Source organism: Nitrospira sp. (genome assembly GCA_037045225.1).
In the GTDB taxonomy this organism is placed as follows: domain Bacteria; phylum Nitrospirota; class Nitrospiria; order Nitrospirales; family Nitrospiraceae; genus Nitrospira_A.
Window position 1 is genome coordinate 2,421,691 of the sequence record JBAOHZ010000009.1, and the last position, 20,590, is coordinate 2,442,280.

The following is a 20,590-nucleotide window of genomic DNA, read 5'->3' on the forward strand; positions in this document are numbered from 1 at the left end:
CGGCATGCATGAATAATCCGGGCTAGCCGTTGGTGCCGGTCGCAGTGCCGGCGTTTCCGAGCCAGGTGTCGAGTACCGTCTGAAGATCTTTGGGGCGGACCGGTTTGGCGATGTAGTCGTCCATCCCGGCGGCCAGGCAGCGTTCGCGGTCGCCTTGCATGGCGTTGGCCGTCATAGCGACGATCGGGGTATGGGCCGACCGGCCTTCCATTTTGCGGATCAGTGCGGTTGCTTCGAACCCGTCCACTTCCGGCATCTGGCAATCCATAAAAATCAGCGGATAACGGGAACGCTCATGAGCGGCCACGGCTTCCTGTCCGTTTCCCGCGACATCGACCCGGTAGCCGAGTTTCTCCAGCATCTTGCAGGCCACTTTCTGGTTCACGGGATTATCTTCCGCCAGGAGCAGGCGAGGCTTCGGTCCTGCCTGGGATTCACTCAGGGTGTGTCGTGTGATCAAGGCTGGCGGTTCGGCGTTCGGCGGCGTCCCGGCTGTGGCCTGTTGGTCCAGTAAGAGACACAGGCATTCGAGCAATTGTGTCTGACGGAGCGGTTTCGTGAGATAGGCGTCGATGCCGATGGATCGCGCAGTCTGGCCGTCGCCCCGTCGGCCGACCGTGGTGAGAATTACCAGACGTATGCCGGCGGTGGCGGGGTCTTGTTTCAGCAAGGTGGCCGTTTCGAACCCGTCCACGTCGGAGAGGTGCAATTCGATGAGGGCCAGGTCGAAGGGGTTGTGTGCGGCGGCCGCCGCACGGGCCAGCTCCACGGCCTCCGGGCCGCTCCGGGCCACGGTGCAATTCATTCCATGCGACGTGAGCTCCTGGCGCAGAGCCTGCCGGACGGTGTCGCAATGATCCACCAGGAGAATACCTCGGCCACGAAGCCGGCTCCAGGAAAAGGGCGACGGGGGAGTGGCGAGTGTCGTTTCCGGAAATTGCGCGGTGAACCAGAACGTGCTGCCCTGCCCCGAGTGGCTTTCGACCCCGATCCGGCCATGCATTTGACTCACGAGTCGTTGGCAAATGGCGAGCCCCAAGCCGGTACCACCGAAACGCCTGGTGGTGGAGCTGTCGGCTTGCACGAAGGCGTGGAACAATCGTCCCTGCACTGCTTCCGGAATACCGATCCCGGTATCTTTGATAGTAAACCGCAGGAGGTCCAGACCGTCTTGAGTCTCACGCGTCACATGGAGAAACACTTCGCCCGCGGCGGTGAACTTGATGGCATTGCCGACCAGATTCACCAGGATCTGCCGGAGCCGGCCGGGATCGCCTACGACGGCGGTCGGCACGGCGGCATCGACTAACCCGATCAACTCCAGGCCTTTGCTCTGCGCCTGTTCCGCGAGCAGCTCCACCGTATCCTCCACCGTCATCCGGAGGTCGAACGGGAGTTCTTCGAAATGAAGTTTTCCCGCCTCGATTTTGGAGAAATCGAGAATGTCGTTGAGGAGCGTCAGCAAGCCGTCGCTCGAACGGCGGACCGAGTCGGCAAACTCATGTTGTTCTTTCGTGAGGGCGGTATCGAGCAGGAGACCCGTCATGCCGATGATGGCATTCATCGGGGTGCGGATTTCATGACTCATGGTGGCGAGGAAGTCGGCCTTGGCCTGGGCGGCTCGAAGGGCTTCATCCCGCGCCTGGGCGAGGGCATGTTCTGCGGCTTTTCGGCTGGTGATGTCTTTTCCAATCGCCAGGAATCCGGTCACGACTCCGTCACTGTCCCGGAGTGCGGTGATAGTCAATAGGACGGTCAGTCGGCTGCCGTCTTTTCTCTGGTAGGTCCATTCCCGTTCATCGAACCCGCCTCGTTTGGCATTCTCGATCAAGGCTGCGACACCATGAATCGGGCGCTCATACAAGTCGCTGAGTTCCCTGGCATGGCGGTCGATTTCCTCGGGCACGTGCAGCAAGGTGAGCGACTGTTGCCCGATCATCTCGGTGGCAGAATAGCCCAGCAACTCTTCCGCGCCGGTGTTGAAGGTCGTTATCGTCCCCTCGGTATTGGTGGCGACGATGGACACATTGGTTGCGCTGGCCAGGATGGTGTGCAGTTGCAGGTTGGTCGCGAGCAGGGCCCGTTCCAGGTCTTTGCGAGCCCGGATATCGGTGGCAATGACCTGGATGGCCGGTTTTCCCTCGAACATGATCGGGGCTGCCGCCACTTCCACATCGATGATGGAGCCGGCGAGACCGACAAACCGCTCCTCGGTGGGCGGGACCGGTTGATTCGTGTCGCGTATTTTCGCGATTCTCTGCCGTACCTTGGGGTGCGATTCGGGATGGATAATATCGAGGACGGTCTTTCCGAATAACTGTGACGGATCGATCGCGCCCAATAACTTTGCGCAGGCCTGATTGGCAAACACGATTTTGTCTTCGCAATTCACGAAGATGGCGTGGGGCGACAATTCCACGAGCGCGCGATGCCGTAGCTCACTGGCACGAATCTGTGCCTCCATCTGTTTGGACAGGGTGATATCGACGGCGATACCGGCAATGCGGTAGGTCTCCCCATTGGCGTTCTTGATTGAAAAACTGCGATCCCGGATCCACCGTATCTGTCCGCTTGGCGTGACGATCCGATATTCCTCGTCATAGGGGAGATGGGCCTGACAGGCAACGGCGGTGGCGACGCGTTTACGGTCTTCCGGATGGATGTGATCGAGCCAGAACGTCGGATTCGCATAGAGCAGGTCTCTGGGAAATTCCCAGATCGTTTCGAAGGCTGGACTGACGTAAAGGACGTCGCTTTTATCGTGCGAGGTGAGCCAAAAAACCGCATCGATATGCTCGGCCAATTGCCGGAAGCGTTCTTCACTTTCCCGGAGGGTCTCTTCCATGCGCTTCCGTTCGGAAATGTCACGGAGCATGCCCGTATACTTTTTCGCCGTTCCGATCTGCATTTCGCTGACCGACACATACACGTCGATCTGAGTGCCGTCTTTTCGTACAGCCGGAACGTCGCGGCCGCTGCCGATGATCGACCGCTTCCCGGTGATCAGATAGTGCGCCAGGTGCTCATCGTGGTGTTCACGATAGGGAGACGGCATGAGTATGGAAATGTTTTGTCCGATCAGTTCGTGCGCCTGGTACCCCAGTAAATTCAGCAGGGCGGTGTTGGCGCTTTCGATCCGGCCGCGTTCGTCGATCACTACAATGCCTTCAATCGCGCTCTCGAAGATCGAGCGCATTCTGGTTTCGCTGTCCCGCCAGGCAAATTCGGCGCGTTTGTAGTTGGTGATATCGAGCACGGTGCCAGCCATACTCACCGGTCGTCCGTCGGGATCGTGCTGGACGACTCCGCGGCAATTGATGTGCCGGACTTCGCCGTTGGGGCGGCGAATCCGGCAATCGAGGTTGTAGGGCGAGTCGTATTTTAGCGCCGCATCGACCGCTTGCTGTACGCGCTCGACGTCGTCCGGATGCAGCGCGGAGAGGAAGGTCGCATAGGTCGGGAGGCTCTGGTCTGGAGTATGGCCGAAGATCCGGCACTGCTCTTCGGACCATGCTTCCTGACCGGTCGCAATATTCCAGTGCCACGAACCGAGATGGGCCAGCGTCTGGGCCTCATCCAGCGCCTGTTGTTTGGCCTGCAAGTCGCATTGCGCGCGTGTCTGCGCCGCTTCGAGTGCCTTACGGTCGGAAATGTCGAGATGGATGCCGGCGGCCCGCAAGGGGGCACCTTTAGTGTCCCGCTTGACCACGCGTCCGCTGTCGAAGACCCAGCACCAGGCCCCGGACTTGGTTCGCAGGCGATGCTCGCTGGAATAGGTGGGCGTTTCCCCACGAAGATGCGAAGAAACCGTCGCCATCACCTGGTGAAGGTCATCCGGGTGCACCAATTGTTCCCAGGTCCGGACATGGGGTTCGAGCTCGTCGAGACGGTAGCCGAGCATACTCGCCCATCGTTCGTTAAAGGTCACTCGCCCCGTGGGGATTTCCCAGTCCCAGGTGCCCATTTGGGAACCTTGCACGATCAGCTCCATCCGGTCGGCCTGCTCGTCCACAGTCTGTTCATGCACAGCGAGAAGGCGTTCGAGGTCGGCGATCCTGGCCTGCAGATGCGCGTCGTGGACGGGCGTTGGGTCGCCGCCGGCCTGCTCCGGCTTGGAAGTGTGGTGCGGGTGAAAGGCCGCCGTCGTAGTCGCATAGGGCGCCAGTGCAATCTGCGCGCACAGCGCGAGGGGTTTGAAGAGGGTTGCCGTGCTTTCAGGGATAAAGTCCTTGCTGAAGAGAATGATGGAAAACAGTTCACCGTCCGGCAGCGGCGCGCCGAATCCCAGGACCGACCGGATCCCGTACTTGAGCACGAACTCTTCCTGTCCCGGGACGTAGGGGCTTCCTTCGGCTTCGGGAATGTGAAAGACGTTGAAGGATTGTTCGTGCTGGTCGAGCAACACGCTTGGACCCGGCTGTGTGAGGGAGGGGAGCGAGACCCCCAATTGTCGGAAGAGCTGGCTGAACATGGGCAACCGTTCGACGGCCTCCAGAGTGTCGAGCGGGATCACGCGGAAGCGGCTCGAACGCGCCGGGTCATTCCACCCGGGGACCGCTCCAGCGCTGGCCAGCAGGGTGAGGCAGGTCAGAGAGGGGGGCGGGGGCGTGTCTCCGAGCCGGGCGTCAGCCAGTGCACGAAGGTCCGGTGTCAGCCGGCTATAGGGTGTCGTCTTGAAGAGGCGGACCAGGCTGCAGGCCGGCTCCCGGAGATGGCCCATGGTCAAGGATCCGTAGAGGTGACGAACGAGGCGGTCGGCGACTTGCTCAAGGCTGGTGGCATCTGTGCCGAGCCGGCGCAACGCCGCGCCGCAGGCGGTCATGTCTCGGAGTTGGAACGATCGCAGATGGTGCATGCTACAGGCGATTCCGCAAAGGCAGAGCGTAGGCGTCGATACTCTGTCGGTCGGCGGGAGGAGGAACTTGAGCACCGCACCATCGTGCGTCAGGCGATCCGGCGTCAGGGAATGGTTTTTAAGTAAAAGGCGGCGGCTTGAGACCTCCTGCTCAGGTGAAGTTTCGAATACACGTTGGCCAGGTAGTTTTTGACTGTTTTATCGCTCAGCCCGAGCTCGGCGGCGATTTCCTTGTTCGTTTTTCCTTGTGCAATAAGGGGGAGGAGGCGTCGCTCTTGCGGCGACAGCAGATGACGGCCCCGTTCGGGCTCCCGATCGGCAACTTTGCGGAGGTAGGCAAACGTGTGACGGGTGACCCCCGGGTCCAGGTAGGATTGACCCTTGGTCAGGCTGCGCATGGCGTGCAGCAGGGTATCCGCCCCGGCCTCCTGGAGGACATACCCGTGGGCGCCTGTCGCGACGGCGGAGAGCAGGGTGGAATCGTTGAGCGCATCGGCCAGAAAGAGCACGCGCGTTTCCGGAAGATGCGCGAGGATGTCTTTGGCCGTTTCGATACCCGTGCCGTCCTGCACGCGCAGATCGAGCACGACGATGTCGGGTTTGTGGTGGAGCACCAAGGGGAGCGCCTCTTCCTTCGACGAGGCCTCACCGACCACCATAAAGTCCGGTACGGAATTCAGCAGCGTTCGCATGCCGACTCTGACCAATTCCTGAGGATTGATGATGAACACGCGCGCCGGAGTGTTCTGTAATTCATTCATGTTCGACTCTCAACTAGATGTGGATGGATGACTGGTGAACCGTTTCTCTGTCTGTGCCGAGGCGGCGGGTGCCCTTCGATAAGGGGGGCCCGTCGGATGATGATCGGCGTCCATCCTGTTCGAACCGGAGGGAAGCCGCGATCGAACGACCCTGCGGCGGGCCGGCCTGTCAGAGGTCGACCCGCGCACACGGCCGCGCATTCGATACGCGATGTCTTCTGGCTCAGGTTGCTCATGGTGCGGGCCTACGAGACTCCCGCCAGATGGGTCATGCTGTAGCCCGGCGACGCAGCCATCGGGTTGGTGGTGGCGATGCCGGCATTCACGCGCGACAGCGCGAGCACGATATTCTTGCCGCCGAATCCAAAGCTGTTGATCAAGGCACGATCGAGATGCGCCGCCCGCCCCTGCCCCGAGACATAGTCCAGATCGCATGTCGGATCCGGCGTCGTCAGGTTCAGCGTGGGTGGGATGAACTGGTGCTCCATGGCCTTCGCGGTGCCGATGACTTGGAAGGCGCCGCTGGCGGCGAAGGCGTGGCCGAGTGCCGCTTTGAACGAACTGACGGGAACCCGATACGCGTGGTCCCCCAGGACCTGTTTGACCGTGTTCGTTTCGAGCGCATCTAACTCCATGGTGCCGAGCCCGCAGGCGTTCACGTAGTCCACTTCCTCCGGGAACCAATGGGCCGTCGAGAGAGCCAGCCTGGCCGCCCGTTGCTGCTCGTGTCCCGTGTGGTCCGCCTTCACCATGGAATGGGCATCACAGGTAAAGCCCCATCCTTCCAGCTCGGCATACATCTTGGCGCCGCGGGCGCGCGCGTGCTCATAGTCTTCCAAGATGAGGCAGCCGGCGCCTTCGCCCAACACCATGCCGCATCGGGTTTTGTCGAAGGGACGGGGAAGGTTGCGAATGGCCCCGCGTTCGTCCGGCGCCAGCGCGCGCCCGGCGTTCATGGCGGCGTAGACGCTCGGGTGGAGCGGCGCTTCGGTCCCGCCGGCCACCACGAGCGACGATTGTCCCGACTTGATCCATTCGTAGGCGCGGCCGATGGCATTGGCCGTCGAGGAGCAGCCGATCGAGTACGTCTCGCAGGGGCCGTGCAGCCCGAGCACGATGGCCACTTCCGACGAAATCGCATTCGGGAAGGTCATCCCCATGGTGAATGGATTGACGCGCTCATAGGCGTTGAGTTTGGCCGCATCGTGGAACTCGAACGCTTCCTTCATGCCGCCGATGGAGGTGCCGATGCTGATGCCGATGGACCCGCGATCTTCCTGTTCCAGCTCGACGCCGGAATCGCGGGCTGCCATCATGGCGGAGGCGACGGCGAACTGGGTGGCGCGCCCCATACGACGCGCCTGCTTGCGATGCAGGAAATCTTCGGGGTCGAAGTCCCGCACCTCCGCCGCGAGGCAGGCTTGGAACGGTGAGGTATCGAACGAGCTGACCGGTTTGACGGCGCTCTCACCCTTGCTCAATAGATGCCAGAACAGATCGACGGTACAACCCAACGGGGAAATCACTCCCATTCCGGTAATGACGACTCGACGAGAGGTCTGTGGTGTCATGGTGCCCTCCTGTGCTCCGGGGAGCGTGAAAATGTGTGTCGTCAGTGGCTGTGCCACATATGCATGTGCTCGCGATGCGCGTCCGGTAACGTGGAATCGGGATAAAACGTCGCATAGAACTCTTCGTCCAGGTGATGGGTTTGACAGGCCACGATGGACTTGCAGGCATCGGCGTGCGCCGGGAACCGTCCGTAGGTGCCGAGCACGTAGTCGGCAAACGCGATGGTCGCGTCGATGGCGCGCTCGGAATGCTGCGGCACCTGCTGAGCTGCTTTGGGATTGGTCCAAGGCTGCTCGCTGGGCTTTCCGTAGGTGCCGTTCGGCCCGAACTTGCTGGCGACCAGGCTGGTCACGGCATCCTTCATCGACGGCATGAACGGCGGGGTGGGGCCTTCCCACACCTGTGGAATGCCGACCGGATTGGCGCGCAGGGGTTTGCCCGGCGGGACGACGAAGTGGAAGCCGAGGCCGGGGTAGATGTGCGGTTCCATCCCGAGAAGGTGACGGCCGCTGCCCACGCTCTGGATGCCGCCGCCCAGTCCCAGGGCCTGCTGCATCAGCGAGAGATGTTCGCAGATGATGCCCTGCTCTTGAACGGCGGTTTCGCAAATGCCGGCATCGAGTTCCCGCAGGCTGAACATTTTTCGCGAGGCGAGATTGTCGTGCAGGTGCCCGCCCGCGCTCTTGCGGAAGGCATCGAGGCCGCAGGCGGCGTTGCCGTTGTCCGTATCGACGATGAAGTATCCCGTGTCTTCGCTGAACATCGTCAGCAGGAGATTCAGATACAGGAGCGCGATATTGGTGACGGGCATGAACAGTGTTGTGCCGGGGCGGTTCGTATACCACTGATTGAACGGCAGCATGAACGGGGCTTCGCGCGGGATCTCCAGCCGGGACGATTGGAGTTGCACAACCTCCAGATCCCAGGGATGGTCGGGGCCGGCCGCGTCGGCGACAAAAAACACACCGTCATCGTTGGTGTAAAAGAGTTGCGTGCTCTGCGCGGAGCAGGGGCTGGGAACCGTGCGGCTCTTGAAGTTCATTAATGCGTGGCCCTGTCCGGCGCTCGCGCCCGGGCGGCCGACAAACTGCATGTCGCCTAGGTTGCGCCCGGATCGGCCGATGGCCGCATAGATCAGATATCGTTCTTCTTCCCGGCTCAGCGGGAGGGGATCATGTTGACTCGTGTATTGAAGCGGGCCGCCGGGCAGGGTCATGCCGCGGCCGAAACGGCGCGTCTTGCGTTGTTGCAGGAGGTCGAGCAGAGTACATGTGGCGTCCATTGCTGCAGGTTGTGCGGCAAGCTGCTTCATAGGGCCTCTCCTTCCCGGCATCCTAGGGCAGGATGGCCCCGGCCGGGTGTGTGAATGAGGGTGGTGCTGGTACGTCACGCGCGGCATGACGTTGTGTGGGACGACTGTACGAGAGGCGTGATCTGGCGTCACCTACCCATCGGGGTAGGCGATCGCCCTACCCGGCGTCGGTCAACCGGTGACGGACGGGGCGGAGCGCGAGTCGGCATGCATCGAGCGATTTAGTCGGGTGTGCTGGCGCCGGCGGGCGGACGGTCGTCACTGGGCGGTGCGGATGGAACGATGCGATGTTGTTCGCCGGTTTGCCAATAGGCAATGGCGCTCCATCGATTTTCGACCCCGATTTTCTGAAAGACGTTCTTGAGATGAAATTTGACGGTGTTCAAACTGACTTTCAGAATGACGGAGATTTCCCAATTGGTCTTGCCTGCCGCCACCCATCGGAGAATTTCTTCTTCCCGTTTGCTCAGTAGGGTCGGCGGCGGGGCAGATCGCTCCGGATTCCACGCGGAGTGGCATCGCATATAACTCAGGTGAAAATGCGGGGTCAGAATGTCGAGCAGGAGCCGGAGTTTATCGGCTTGTTTCGCATCAAAATTACTGAAGGCGAAGTAGGAACAGGATCCATTCGCTCCACGCACTCCGGCCGACAGGCAGGTCTTGATGCCGAAGTCGAGTTTCAGCGAGATAATCTCCTTGGGCTCGTTGGCGGTCGGTTCATCGGCGCTGGAGGTCACGGTCTGACCCGAGGTGATGAGGCGGTTGACGGCTGGATCGACCGCTAATCCTTGGCCCATATACAGATGACAGAATTCCCGCGGGTAGGTGGAATGCCCCAGTGAAGGATCGATCCCACGCAGGAGATCGACGGCGCCGCATCCGGAGAATTCGTAGGGAATCACTTTCTGCACGGCCGAGACGAGTTGCCACACCCTGTCGCTGCGATCGACGGAGCGTGCATCATGCATGATTTCGCCGAGCCGTTGAAATTCCTTGGCGGAAAATGCTGGCTGACTCATGCCGATTCTTCCCGATCAGCGGGGCCGGGTGCGAGTGGGAGCACCCGAGGCCATGAAGATTCAGAAGCGCGGACGTGGTTCATAGTGAGACAGCTGTGCCCTGATGAAACAGGCTGATTGTACTGTCCGCTTGAGCCCGGTATCTAGGGCAACCTGCACCTAGTATAGAGTGCTTAAGGTTTGAACCGCAACGGGGAAGAGGAGGGTCTTGAAAATTGACATGGAGCCAGCGGGAGGCTCGAATGCCGTCAAGCTAGCGGTGAATCTTCAGGGTCGGCCCGAGCGTCAGCCACTTCGTGGGGCCGAGGGCGGCCATGTGCGGCAGATGGGCTACGTACCAGAACACCACATCCTGTTCCTGGACGCCCTGGTTGTCCTCGTCATAACCGAGCTGGCCCCGGGCTCCGAAGACCCATGAGAGATCTTCGTCCGCATTGGCCCGGCGAATGGCCACGTCGAGGTCGGCGAAGGAATCGCGTTCTCCGTCGTCTTTCAGGGGCGCGTAGCCGTCTCCGGGTAACACCCATACCCCATGTCCTGTGAGTTGGTCGCGGATAAACCAGGCCCGGTGAGTGGCCGTATGTTTCACGTCATTGCGTTCATTGGTATATTTTTTCCATCCCGGCCCCCAGCCGCTGTCCGGGCCCCCATCGTCGCGCACAAATACCTGATCCATTCCGTTGCCGTTGATGTCGAAATCGAAGCGCCAATAGGGATGGTGGACGTGATCGGTATTGCAGGATAACCCCCGGCTCTGGACGACCGGCCGCAATTCACCGTCTTCGGACAGATGCCAGGATTGGTAAATGTGATACTCCCCGATTCGGGCATAGATGCCCAGTTCCAGCCACTTCATGCCTTTCACCGTCGAGCTTTCGACGCAGACCTTCTGGTCGCCGCAGTTCACAATCGGGACGAGATCCTGCCAGCGCAGTCGATCTTGAAAGGGGCCGCAGCGTCCGCTGTCGGCGCGGGAGCCGAACCAGGTAAAGGGGTTCCACCAGATGCGTTCCTTCACGTATTTCACGCGCAGGACCGGCATGCTGGCTTTGGCCAGCACCTGTTCTCCGCCGTAGGTGACGTTGCGAAGGGCCAACCCGGTATTGTCCCGGACTTCGTAGTCGAAACTCCACGCACCCCACTCGACATGCTCCGATGCTGTGTCGGCCGAGCCGGGTAGCGGCAGCGCGAGGGTGCAGAGCAGTAACAAGGCACTCACCGCGAGGCGTCTCATCCCGTATCCTTTCACCGCCTAACGGGGCGGTTCATTTCCTGCATCCAGCACACGGTCTTCCGTGAGATCGACTTGTGCCCAGTATTTGGGGTCGCCGCCCAGACCAGGGGAGAAGGTGATCCAAATCACTCGATGTCCATACCCAGGGTCGTTTCTGAAGAAACCGCGATCCGGCTGCATCAACAGCCCGTGTCCTTGCATCCCTTGCACCTTGTCGGCGAGACGGCGGTCGGCGCGAGCCAGCTCGATGCCCCGTTGGATATCCCGGGGGCCTTCGGGGGGTAGATACCCTTCCGCTCGCGAGGCTTCCAGAATGGTCGAATCTTTCATGTGCACGTGGACGGCGACGTTATGGCTGTAGCTGAAGTAGGTGAGTCTGGTGAATCGCGCGGTTGTCCGACAGCAGCCGAACGACACCTTCCCCCTCGGTGGTACTCGATCCGCGTCAATGAATCCCCATCGTTCACCGAGGAGGGCCGCGACTCGAGGATCCGTTTCCGCGACCTTTCGCAGTCCCGCAATGTCGGCAGCTGAGAGCACCGCCTCCCGATTGGGTGAGCGGGAGACACCGGCATCGAGTGCGCTTCCGGCCATCTTGGGCTTGATATGCTCGGGGGATTCATCGGATGAGAATTCCAGGACATGTCTGGTCGGGAGCTGTGCGGGCAGTGGCTTCTTTGGCACGGCGGTTTCCGGATCGTCCGGACCGAAGGGGCCGCGTGAGGCGGCATCGAGACTGCAGCCTGTGGCGAGAAGGAGCAGCATCAACGCGGCGGATGTCCGCATGACCGGTCGAGTTCCCATACCTCTCACACCAATGCCAGTTTGCCGGCCACGCCAAGTGCCAAACGCGAAATCTGCACGCCCGCTTTAATGACGGCAGCGCGTTTTTTTCGCGACGCGGCATCCAGCACGGCCTTCTTCATCAAGTCTTTATAGCCGCTGATTTCGTCGGCGCCGAAGGGGACGATTTGGGCCACTGTCTCGTTATTGAAGGTGTTGGCCAGTTGCAGGTACAGATTGGAGATCTCCGCGGCATAGATGCCTCGTCGCAGCGGGTCGTTCTTGTAGGTCTCAAACTTCTTCCGCAGGGCGGCGACGGCCTCCAGCAGGGCTGCTTGCCGGACCTTTGTATCGTCCTGGCGGCCGACACTGAACTCCACCGCCCCCAACTGATCGACCAGCACTTGCGCTTCCTCGCGGGCGTTGCCCACGCGATCGGCCAGTTGTTCGATTTCATTGGTGGCGCTTTCGGCGGTTTCCATCAGCTGCTTGATCAGACTGTCGTTGTCTTGGAGGAAAGTGACCACCCCCTCGATGCTGCGGTTCATAGAGCCTCCGTTACTGTCCGTCGTCCTTCTTCAATCGATCGAGGAGTTCCACCAGGTCGGCGGTGAACAGCTGGGCACGATCCAGTCCGCCGATGCGCAAAATTCGCGCGCCGACGACTTCTTCCAGGGCATCGTTCACGGTTCGCGAGTGATCTAGGATCTCCATGATCTGGCCGGACCGGTTGGGGGCCTGATCAAGGACGGCCGTGACGAACTCAGGATCGACGGATGCGAAGGCGGTTTGCTTGGCAAATCGATGCACCTGGGCATGCAGCGTCGCCGTCCGTTTCCATGAGTCGTTGAGGGCATTGGCCGTATCGCGGAGGCCGCAAAAGTCTTCCTCAAATTGATTCCAGACCGCCTTCTCGAGTCCCTGGGCATCGGCCATGTAGATGAGGCTGGTGAGGTAGGCTGCCGCGTAGGCGGAGTCTCCCTTCTTTGTGGTCAGGTTCCGGAAGGAGGCCAGGGCGAACCGGTGTTTGGTTTCCTGTATCTGGAGTGATTTGAAGCTCTCGTGCAGCGAACTGCGCGCCTGTTCGAGGAACTTGATGCGGGCCTCGGTTTCCTTCTGGAAGAGGTCGATGTTGGTCTGCGCGGCGTCGATCTTGGTGCCTTCCAGTTGAATGAGGTCGCGCACCGAACGGCTGTGGATCGAGTGGCAACCGGTGGCCATGAGGAACAGTATGACGACGGACAGTAGCCTCACGCCTCGCGTGACCATGGAGGGCTCCTTCTTCCGGCCGGCTGTGCGGCGGATCATCGGCGCACCGTGCGGAGCGCGTCGGCAAGCGACTGGGTGTCGTTCCGGCTGAGGGTGACGTCGATGTCCAGGTACTGTTTGATGATGCCGTTGATCCGGCGTAGCGCTTCGACATTATTCCGGTACTGGTCGAACGCAGTGAGATCGAGAGCCTGCGGGGCCTTGGAATCGGAGGCCACGCGCTGCTCGATCCGCGAGATTAATTCGGGAATTTGCTGGATGAGATGACTCATGTCCCCGGAGCCGGCGAGAAAAACAGGCTGCCCGTTCGCGCCCTTGCGTTCGGGAAGAGATTTGAGGCGCATGGCATTGATCACAGCCAGGACATCGGGACCCAGCACCTCGGCATCGTCGTCGGCGAGGGTGGCGTCCGGGATGTCGGTCAGCCGGGGATTGGTCGTGGCCCATTGCAAGGCCAGATCCAGCTTGAGACGAGTCTGGACATAGCGGAACCACTGCACATGGCGGCTGTTGATATTGCCGACCAGCTCCCGATACTGCTGCATGAGCTGTTCATTTTCGGTATAGCCCTGATCCTTGGCCACCAGCGCCTGCTTGACCTCCGGCGGGGTGGTGCAGGCGGCGAGCGAGGCGAAGATCAGTATGTGAACGATGCGCAACATCCTCATCGGGATGCCTCCCCATTAGCGTCTTAAGTCGGATGCCCGGAGAGAGACGCAAACTACGTACCTGGCAAGCAGCAATTGCTCCGCTGTCGAACGAGTCGCAAAAACCCAATATTCGAAGAGAAAGTGTGCCTGTTCCACTGTGAGGCATCGCCGGTGCGGCGGATCGAGCGTACCTATTCAGATACGGGTGTATCGAACCCAATACAGTTTATGCGAAGTCTCTCTCGGTATTGCGTTAGCCCGCATTACTCATGACGGCGCGTCGCAGCAGCGGATCGGCGATTGCAGCCGAAGCGCTCATGAATAATGTGGGCTAGGACGGGGTGAGGGCTTTACGTAGGGCAGCGACGGTGGAGACATCGAGGCCGGCGGACCGGAGTTCATCGTCGGTGGCGGTGGCGACCCGTTGGAGGCTGCCGAATTGCTTCAAAAGCCGCTTGCGGCGAATGGTGCCGATGCCGGCGATCTGGTCCAGTTCGGATGACAGCAAGGCCTTGCCGCGCAAATTCCGGTGATAGGTCAGGGCGAAGCGATGGGCTTCGTCGCGAATGCGCTGGACCAGGTGGGTAGCCGGGGAGGTCGGCCGCAGGACGATGGGGTTTTTCCGGCCGGGGAGAAAAATCCGTTCTTCTTTCTCCCCGCGGGCCTTGGCGAGGCCCATGATCGGAATCTGGTCCTGTCCGACCTGTTTCAATCCTTCGAGCGCGGCGCTCAACTGGCCTAACCCGCCATCGATGAGAATCAGGTCCGGACGGGCGAGATCTTCGGTCGCGCCGTACCGCCGCATCACGGCTTCCTGCATGCTCGCAAAGTCGTTGGCTCCCTCCACTGTCTGAATCCTGAATTTGCGATAGTCGGATTTCTTGGCCTGCCCGTCCTCCCAGACGACCAGCGAGGCGACCGATTGATTGCCCAGGATGTTCGAAATGTCGAAGCCTTCAATCCGGCGAGGGGCCGTGTCGAGGCGAAGCAGGCGTTTGAGCTCAGCCGTCGCCTGTCGGTCCAGCGCCTCATTGCGGAGATGATCGGCAATGGCGGCTCCCGCGTTTTCTTCTGCGAGGAGAACCAGTTGATGCTTGGTACCCCGTTCCGGCGCCAGGAGGCGCACGCTGTCCCCACGTTTTTCGCTCAACCACTGCTCGATCAGCGGGGCTTCGTCGAGTGTCGTGGGGACCAACAGTTCCTTGGGCGGTTGTCCTTCTTTATTGTAGAACTGCTCGATGGCGGACCGGACAAGTTCCTCGTCGTTCGAATCGGCGGATTGGGGCCAGAAAAAATCTTTTCGCCCGATCAACAGGCCGCCGCGCACGAACAGGAGTTGGAGATCTGCGGCGGTGCCCTGACGGGCCAGTCCGATCACATCTTGGTCGGTCGTGCTGATCTGGGTGATGCGTTGTTTTTCCAACGTGCGTTCGACACTAAAGAGTCGGTCGCGCAACCGGGCCGCCTCCTCAAACGCTTCCCGCTCTGCGGCGAGTTCCATGTCCTGACGCAGGCTGTCCAGGAGTTCCCGGTCCCGTCCTTCGAGAAACTGGCGGACCTGTTTGACGATCTGATGGTATTCGTCCCGCGACTGGTTGCCGGTGCAGGGAGCCATGCAGCGTTTGATCTCGAACTCGATGCAGGCCCGGTCGGCCCGGCCGTCGATCTCGATTTCGCAGGTGGCCAACGGAAACGCTTTGCGGATCACCTTCAGTGTTTCGCGGAGCGCCCCGGCCGGGGTGTAAGGACCGTAGTAGAGCGCTCCGTCTTTTTGCACCCGCCGGACGATGGAGAGGCGTGGAAAGTGTTCTTTGATCGGCAGGCGCAGATAGGGGTACTGCTTGTCGTCACGCAGGACGATATTGAAGCGCGGCCGGTGGCGCTTGATCAGATTGCTTTCGAGGATCAGGGCTTCCAGCTCGGAGCGAGTGACGATGGTTTCGAGGTCGGCAATCTCGTTGACGAGCAGAGCAGTCTTTGGTGTCTGGTCGCTGCCTCTCTGGAAGTAGGAGCGGACCCGGTCCGCCAACACGGCGGCTTTTCCGACGTAGAGGATCTCCCGCTTCGCGTTCCGAAAGAGGTAGCAGCCCGGTTGCCCGGGCAGGTGATCGAGCTTGGATTGGAGCACGTCTGTCGTCATAGGTCATCCATCAGGCGTAAGGATAACAGGAAGGGTTCCTGTATTTCCTCACGAGTGACCATTGACGGTTGACGAGAAGTTATTTGAGTCCGCGCACAAACGACGGACTCAGAGCGCCTCGGGCGACCTCTGCGACCGGGCCTTTCATCGTGAGGCTGAAGTCCTGGGCGACTTCGATGTTGAGCGTGCCGCCGGGCATCTTCACTGTGACCGGTCCCTTCACCAGTCCAAGACGAACGGCGGCGCTGGCGGCGGCGCAGGAGGACGATCCGGAGGCCTGCGTTTCACCGGCGCCGCGTTCCCAGATCAGAATAAAGATTTCTTTCGGGCCGGTGGGCACCGCAAGTTGGACGTTGGTCCGCTTCGGGAAGAGGGAATGGTGTTCGAGCGCAGGCCCTAGTGTGAGGAGGTCCTCCCTGGTCCAGGTTTCGCCAGACTGTTTGAAAATCACGCAGTGGGGATTGCCGACGCTGACACCGGTGAATTGCAACGACCGCCCGGCGGCTTCGATGGGCTGCTGGATCAGTTCATCGACGGTGGCCGTGCAGGGGAGGGCGCCCGGTTGGAAGGTGGCCCGTCCCATCTCGACGGTCGCGGCTGCCGCGTCGCCGTGGCGGTCGAGATGGAGGGCAATGGAGACCAATCCCCCCTTGGTTTCGACGGTGAAGGTTCGCTTCTTGGTTTTTCCGGTGGCATGCAGGTAGCGGGCGAAAATGCGCAGGCCATTGCCAGACTTTTCAGCTTCGCTGCCGTCGGGATTGTAGATCCGCAGGCCGAAGTCGGCTTTTTTTGATGGAACCAGCGCCAAGATCCCGTCGCTGCCCAGTCCCCAGTGGCGATCGCAGATGCCGCGGATTTTACCGGGGGTGAGTTTAAATGTCAGTTCCGTGGGGTCCATCACCACATAGTCGTTGCCGAGTCCGTGTCCGCGAAAAAACCCGTTCTTCATCTGCGCGCTCCTTCTTGTCGTGTGCCGCTCGTAAAACGTGAAGCGAAGGAACAATACTTGGGTGGATTAGAATTCGTCAATGGGTTGGCATGCGCAGACAATTGGCCGGGAGGGAGCAATGAGCGGTGCACATCGCTCACTGTCGAACGACGAGCGACGCTTCACGAGCGACGAAGAACAGCGCTTACACGAGCGCTGTCCCCGGTGGGCGCTCGATGAGTTCCACTTCGTAGCCGTCCGGCGCATCGATGAAAATGAAGCGACTGCCGGAGGATGTGTTGGTCGGACCGTCGGTGATCTTCACCTGTTTTGATTCCAGCGACCGGATCGTCTCGTCGAGATTCTCGACCTGAAAGGCGAGATGCACCAGATCTTCCTGCACCGTCACCGGTCCACTGGCGGGAAAGCTGCACAGTTCGATGAGTTCTTCACTGTTGGGGACTTTGAGGAAGGCGAGGTGCGACCCGCGCGGCGAGACCTTGCGCTCCAGCACTTCCAGGCCCAATACGTGCTGATAGAAGCGGATCGTCTGATCCATGTCGCTGACGCGCATGCGGGTATGGAGGAGTTTTGTGACTTTCATACGAGGAGCTTATAGCAGATGGCGTCTAGCTGATGGCAAGAGAAGAAATGAGCCGTGCTGTTATGTTCTCTGCCCATAGGCTATCGGCCATTAGCTCTTTCTCGCCGGCCCGGCCGTTTTTCGCAGCAGAATTTCCGCGTAACCGGGGATCAGAAAATTCGGCATGGGACCGATTTCCTTATACCCCTGCTTTCGGTAGAAGGCCCGGGCGGCGTCGTTGAAGTCCGAGACGCACGCGAACATGTTCTTGGCCCGTGCGAAGGTGAGTGATTCGACGTGGGACAATAAGCGACGTCCCAGTCCCTGGCCGATGGCCGACGGCGCGATCCCGAGTAATTCCAGGTAATCGCCGAACAGGAATTTCCTGCGCACGATGGCGATGCCCACCACCTGTCCCTCGATCTCCAGCACAAACGTATCGCGTCCTGCGGGCAGTGGCGCAAAGATACGGTTCCAGTCGACGGCGGTGAAGCCGAGCTGTTTCCAGGGATCGGAGCTGGTCAAAATCCCGACCACCGAGTCGCGATCCTCCGCCCGCATGTCGCGAATTAGGGTGTGGGGGTTGCTGTCGATTGGTGGCATCGTAAGAGGTCCGATACGGTCATCGGGGTCAGGCCCTTGGCCGGCAACAGGGTGGCGGCCAGAGTTTCGGTGACTTCGCGGGTGTGTTTGCCCTTTCCGTTGGCATGCATGACGATCACACTGCCCGGCTTCATTCGTTTCTGCACGCGGGTCACGATTGCCTCTGCCGCCAGCGTCGGGTCGGGATCCCCGGACTCGATGTTCCACAGGATGAACTTCTGTCCCAGGGCTTGTACGGCTTCTACCGTGTCGTCGTTATATTCCCCATAGGGCGGCCGGAACAGGATGGCCGGATGTCCGTATCTGATCTTGAGCAGGCGAACCGGCCCCATAATTTCCTGTTTCTGTGCTTCGACGTCGTGCATCGGCAGATGGGCATGTACTTCGCCATGGGTCCCGATTTCGAAAAACGGCACGGCGAGCAGTTGCTTGACCTCGGCGTCGTGTTTGGCCATCCAACGACCGGACATGAAAAACGTCGCCGGCACCTTGTGCTCGATCAGGAAGTCGATCAGCTCCCGGTCGAATCCGGAGGCCGTGCGCACGGGGCATAGATCATAGGTGAGGGCCACGGCGGGGCACGAAGCCGGCCCGGACTTGATGACCTGCGCCTCCAGGGGAGCCGCCTGCAGGGCGAGTGCCATTGCGCAGATCGCCGAAACTTTGATCCAGGCCTGATTGCGACGCATGGGCGCAGTATACCCGAAGGCACGACACGGCGATAGTTGACGCTCTGTCCGAGTGGCTGCTACGGTGAACGCATGCAAGGTCCAGACTGGAAAATCGGTCGAATGTTCGGGATTCCCATCCACGTGCATGCCTCCTGGCTGTTGGTCTTTTTCTTTGTGACTTGGTCGTTAGCTACGGGCTATTTACCGGACGTGCTGCCCGGTCTCAGCGAACCGCGGTACTGGGCCATGGGCAGTGTGGCGGCCATTCTCCTGTTTGCGTCCGTCCTGCTGCATGAGCTCGGCCATTCCCTGGTGGCGCTTCGTTATCGTATCCCCATCAGTCAGATCACATTGTTTATCTTCGGCGGCGTGGCCCAGATGCGAAAGGAGCCACCGCATCCCCGGGCTGAGTTCTTGATCGCAATTGCCGGTCCAATTGTGAGTTTTCTGCTCGCGGGTGTGTGCATCGGGCTGGTCTCGTTGCTGGAAACATTTCCAACCGGAACCTCTATGCACGGGTTGGTGGCATTGGGGACGTTGCTCGGGATGGTGAACACTCAATTGGGCTTATTTAATCTGTTGCCGGGTTTTCCGTTGGACGGCGGTCGAGCCTTGCGGGCGGGGTTGTGGGCCTGGAGCAAGGATTATTACCGCGCGACGAGTCAGGCGGCATTCGTGGGCTTGCTGTTCGGGATCAGTTTCGGTCTCTTCGGAGCGTTCCTCCTCGTCGGAGCCCTGTCCGGCACCGTCTCCGGCGCTCTGGCGAGCAGTGGGGGCTGGATCGTGTTGTTGGGGGCCTTTTTGTTCGCCGCTGCGCGCGGGAGTCGGAAGCAGGCCGCCATTCGCGCGTCGCTGGCCTCGGTGCCGGTTCGCGAGCTGATGGTCAGCCATGTCGTCGCCGTATCCCCGGACAGCACAGTGGAAGAGGCCGTGAACCAGTATTTTCTCCCCTACGGCTACGGAGGATTTCCCGTGGTGCAGGACGGCCGACTGGTCGGTGTCGTGGGAGTGCGCGATGTGCAGCAGGTGAGCAATTCCCTCTGGGCGTTGCGCCGCGTAGCCGATATCATGCAACCATCCAGCGATGACATGGTGGTGTCGCCGGACCTCTCGGCGATACAGGCGTTGGAGCAGATGTTAGCGACGGGGGCTGAACGGCTCGTGGTCGTTCAAGACGGGCAACTGCTGGGCCTGGTAACGCGCGCCGCCATTGGACATTTCATTGAGCAGCGACATCCCTCCGGCATGGAATCCTCCTAGCCCGGACTATTCATCAATCCCTGCTTCGTCGTCCGATCCTCCCGCCCGGCGGGGTTTTTCTCGTTCGACCTTTGCGACGGCAGTCCTGAATGATCCGGGCTAGCGATGCGGCTGGATCGGAGACTGCGTCAAGCGGCTCGTCGGCATTGGCACTCGTGCGTCACGACGGCGCCGAGGAGCACCAGCGCAGAGGAATAGTAGACCCAGAGCATGAGGAGCACCACTTCGAGCAATGACCCGTAGAGTTGCGTGTAGACGGCGGCATCTTCGAGATAGGTCACGAACAGGGCTTTGGCGGAGACCCACAAGAGGCTGAACACCGCGCCTCCGATCGTCGCCTCTTGCCACGTGGGGCGCTGATGCGGAAGAAATCGATAGAGACACGTCACCGCGGCGAAGGCGAGCAGGAATGGGAGCGAATAGGCGATCAGGAAATCATGGGCGGCGATGGCGACTAGGTTGATCCCGAACAGGCTTGGCGCATAGGTCGTCAGCAGTTCGATGGCCTGGGTGGCGACGAACGAGATGAGGGTTAAAAATCCCAGCATCCAAATCAAGGCGACGGCCACGAGCGTTGAAATCAACGGATGCCGCTTGGCTGCCGTGCCGAACACCGTGTTCATGGCATAGTCTAGTTCATAGAAGACCAGTGCGCCGAACCAGCCGAAGGCGAGAAACACCGCCCATCGGACCTCTTCCTGTTCCGCCACGCGGCGAATATCCCTGGCGAGGCGTTCACCCATGCTGGGAAGAAAGCCTTTCAAGAATCCCAGCAAAAACTGATAGCCGATGACATCCTGGCTCACGATGAAGCTGATGCCGTACAGCAATAGAAAGACCATGGGAAAGAGAGATAGCAGGGAGAAGAAGGCCAGCGAGGCGGCCAAGCTGAGACAGCCTCGCCGTCGAAATGTATCGAACACGTTGGAGAGAAGCGACAAGTTAGTCAT

General features: G+C 60.5%; 17 protein-coding genes. 1 reads left to right on the forward strand and 16 read right to left on the reverse strand.

All coding sequences use genetic code 11. The features are described 5' to 3' along the window. Positions 1-22 precede the first annotated feature (22 nt). The 15 genes from V9G17_12170 to V9G17_12240 form a co-directional block, all read right to left on the reverse strand. Positions 23-4,855, reverse strand: a complete 4,833-nt coding sequence (locus V9G17_12170; protein ID MEI2753348.1) for a PAS domain S-box protein — start codon at positions 4,853-4,855, stop codon at positions 23-25. A 104-nt stretch (positions 4,856-4,959) separates the two neighbouring features. Then, positions 4,960-5,616, reverse strand: coding sequence for a response regulator transcription factor (locus V9G17_12175; GenBank protein ID MEI2753349.1), 657 nt, complete (start codon positions 5,614-5,616; stop codon positions 4,960-4,962). Between the two features lie 245 nt (positions 5,617-5,861). Continuing rightward, positions 5,862-7,187, reverse strand: a complete 1,326-nt coding sequence (locus V9G17_12180) for a beta-ketoacyl-[acyl-carrier-protein] synthase family protein (protein MEI2753350.1) — start codon at positions 7,185-7,187, stop codon at positions 5,862-5,864. 41 nt (positions 7,188-7,228) lie between these two features. Further along, entirely contained in the window at positions 7,229-8,500 is a 1,272-nt protein-coding gene (locus V9G17_12185; GenBank protein ID MEI2753351.1) for a hypothetical protein, read from the reverse strand. 221 nt (positions 8,501-8,721) lie between these two features. Continuing rightward, complete coding sequence (locus V9G17_12190; GenBank protein ID MEI2753352.1) at positions 8,722-9,519, reverse strand: LuxR C-terminal-related transcriptional regulator; 798 nt, start codon at positions 9,517-9,519, stop codon at positions 8,722-8,724. A 253-nt stretch (positions 9,520-9,772) separates the two neighbouring features. Next, the gene (locus V9G17_12195) at positions 9,773-10,753 is read right to left on the reverse strand and encodes a hypothetical protein (protein ID MEI2753353.1); all 981 of its coding nucleotides are present in this window, start codon (positions 10,751-10,753) and stop codon (positions 9,773-9,775) included. An 18-nt stretch (positions 10,754-10,771) separates the two neighbouring features. Continuing rightward, complete coding sequence (locus V9G17_12200; GenBank protein MEI2753354.1) at positions 10,772-11,557, reverse strand: hypothetical protein; 786 nt, start codon at positions 11,555-11,557, stop codon at positions 10,772-10,774. 5 nt (positions 11,558-11,562) lie between these two features. Beyond that, positions 11,563-12,084, reverse strand: coding sequence for a hypothetical protein (locus tag V9G17_12205; GenBank protein MEI2753355.1), 522 nt, complete (start codon positions 12,082-12,084; stop codon positions 11,563-11,565). Between the two features lie 10 nt (positions 12,085-12,094). Further along, complete coding sequence (locus tag V9G17_12210) at positions 12,095-12,805, reverse strand: hypothetical protein (protein MEI2753356.1); 711 nt, start codon at positions 12,803-12,805, stop codon at positions 12,095-12,097. Positions 12,806-12,840: 35 nt separating this feature from the next. Beyond that, positions 12,841-13,473, reverse strand: coding sequence for a hypothetical protein (locus V9G17_12215; protein MEI2753357.1), 633 nt, complete (start codon positions 13,471-13,473; stop codon positions 12,841-12,843). Between the two features lie 313 nt (positions 13,474-13,786). Further along, positions 13,787-15,595 carry an excinuclease ABC subunit UvrC gene (gene uvrC / locus V9G17_12220; protein ID MEI2753358.1) on the reverse strand — a complete coding sequence of 603 codons (1,809 nt, stop codon included), beginning with the start codon at positions 15,593-15,595 and terminating at the stop codon, positions 13,787-13,789. Positions 15,596-15,674: 79 nt separating this feature from the next. Continuing rightward, positions 15,675-16,544 (reverse strand): diaminopimelate epimerase, encoded by an 870-nt coding sequence (dapF, locus tag V9G17_12225; protein ID MEI2753359.1) that lies wholly within the window; start codon positions 16,542-16,544, stop codon positions 15,675-15,677. Between the two features lie 184 nt (positions 16,545-16,728). Then, positions 16,729-17,127, reverse strand: coding sequence for a VOC family protein (locus V9G17_12230; protein ID MEI2753360.1), 399 nt, complete (start codon positions 17,125-17,127; stop codon positions 16,729-16,731). A 90-nt stretch (positions 17,128-17,217) separates the two neighbouring features. Further along, positions 17,218-17,709: a GNAT family N-acetyltransferase gene (locus V9G17_12235; protein ID MEI2753361.1), complete on the reverse strand. Its 492-nt coding sequence runs from the start codon at positions 17,707-17,709 to the stop codon at positions 17,218-17,220. Further along, a complete protein-coding gene (locus V9G17_12240) occupies positions 17,676-18,398 on the reverse strand; it encodes a polysaccharide deacetylase family protein (GenBank protein MEI2753362.1) in 723 nt (240 codons plus the stop codon). The genes V9G17_12235 and V9G17_12240 overlap by 34 nt, the downstream gene beginning before the upstream one ends. 72 nt (positions 18,399-18,470) lie before the next feature. Between V9G17_12240 and V9G17_12245 the strand changes: the two genes are divergently transcribed. Next, positions 18,471-19,640 (forward strand): site-2 protease family protein, encoded by a 1,170-nt coding sequence (locus tag V9G17_12245; GenBank protein MEI2753363.1) that lies wholly within the window; start codon positions 18,471-18,473, stop codon positions 19,638-19,640. 128 nt (positions 19,641-19,768) lie between these two features. Here V9G17_12245 and V9G17_12250 read toward each other — a convergent pair whose 3' ends face one another. Then, positions 19,769-20,590: a YihY/virulence factor BrkB family protein gene (locus tag V9G17_12250; GenBank protein MEI2753364.1), complete on the reverse strand. Its 822-nt coding sequence runs from the start codon at positions 20,588-20,590 to the stop codon at positions 19,769-19,771.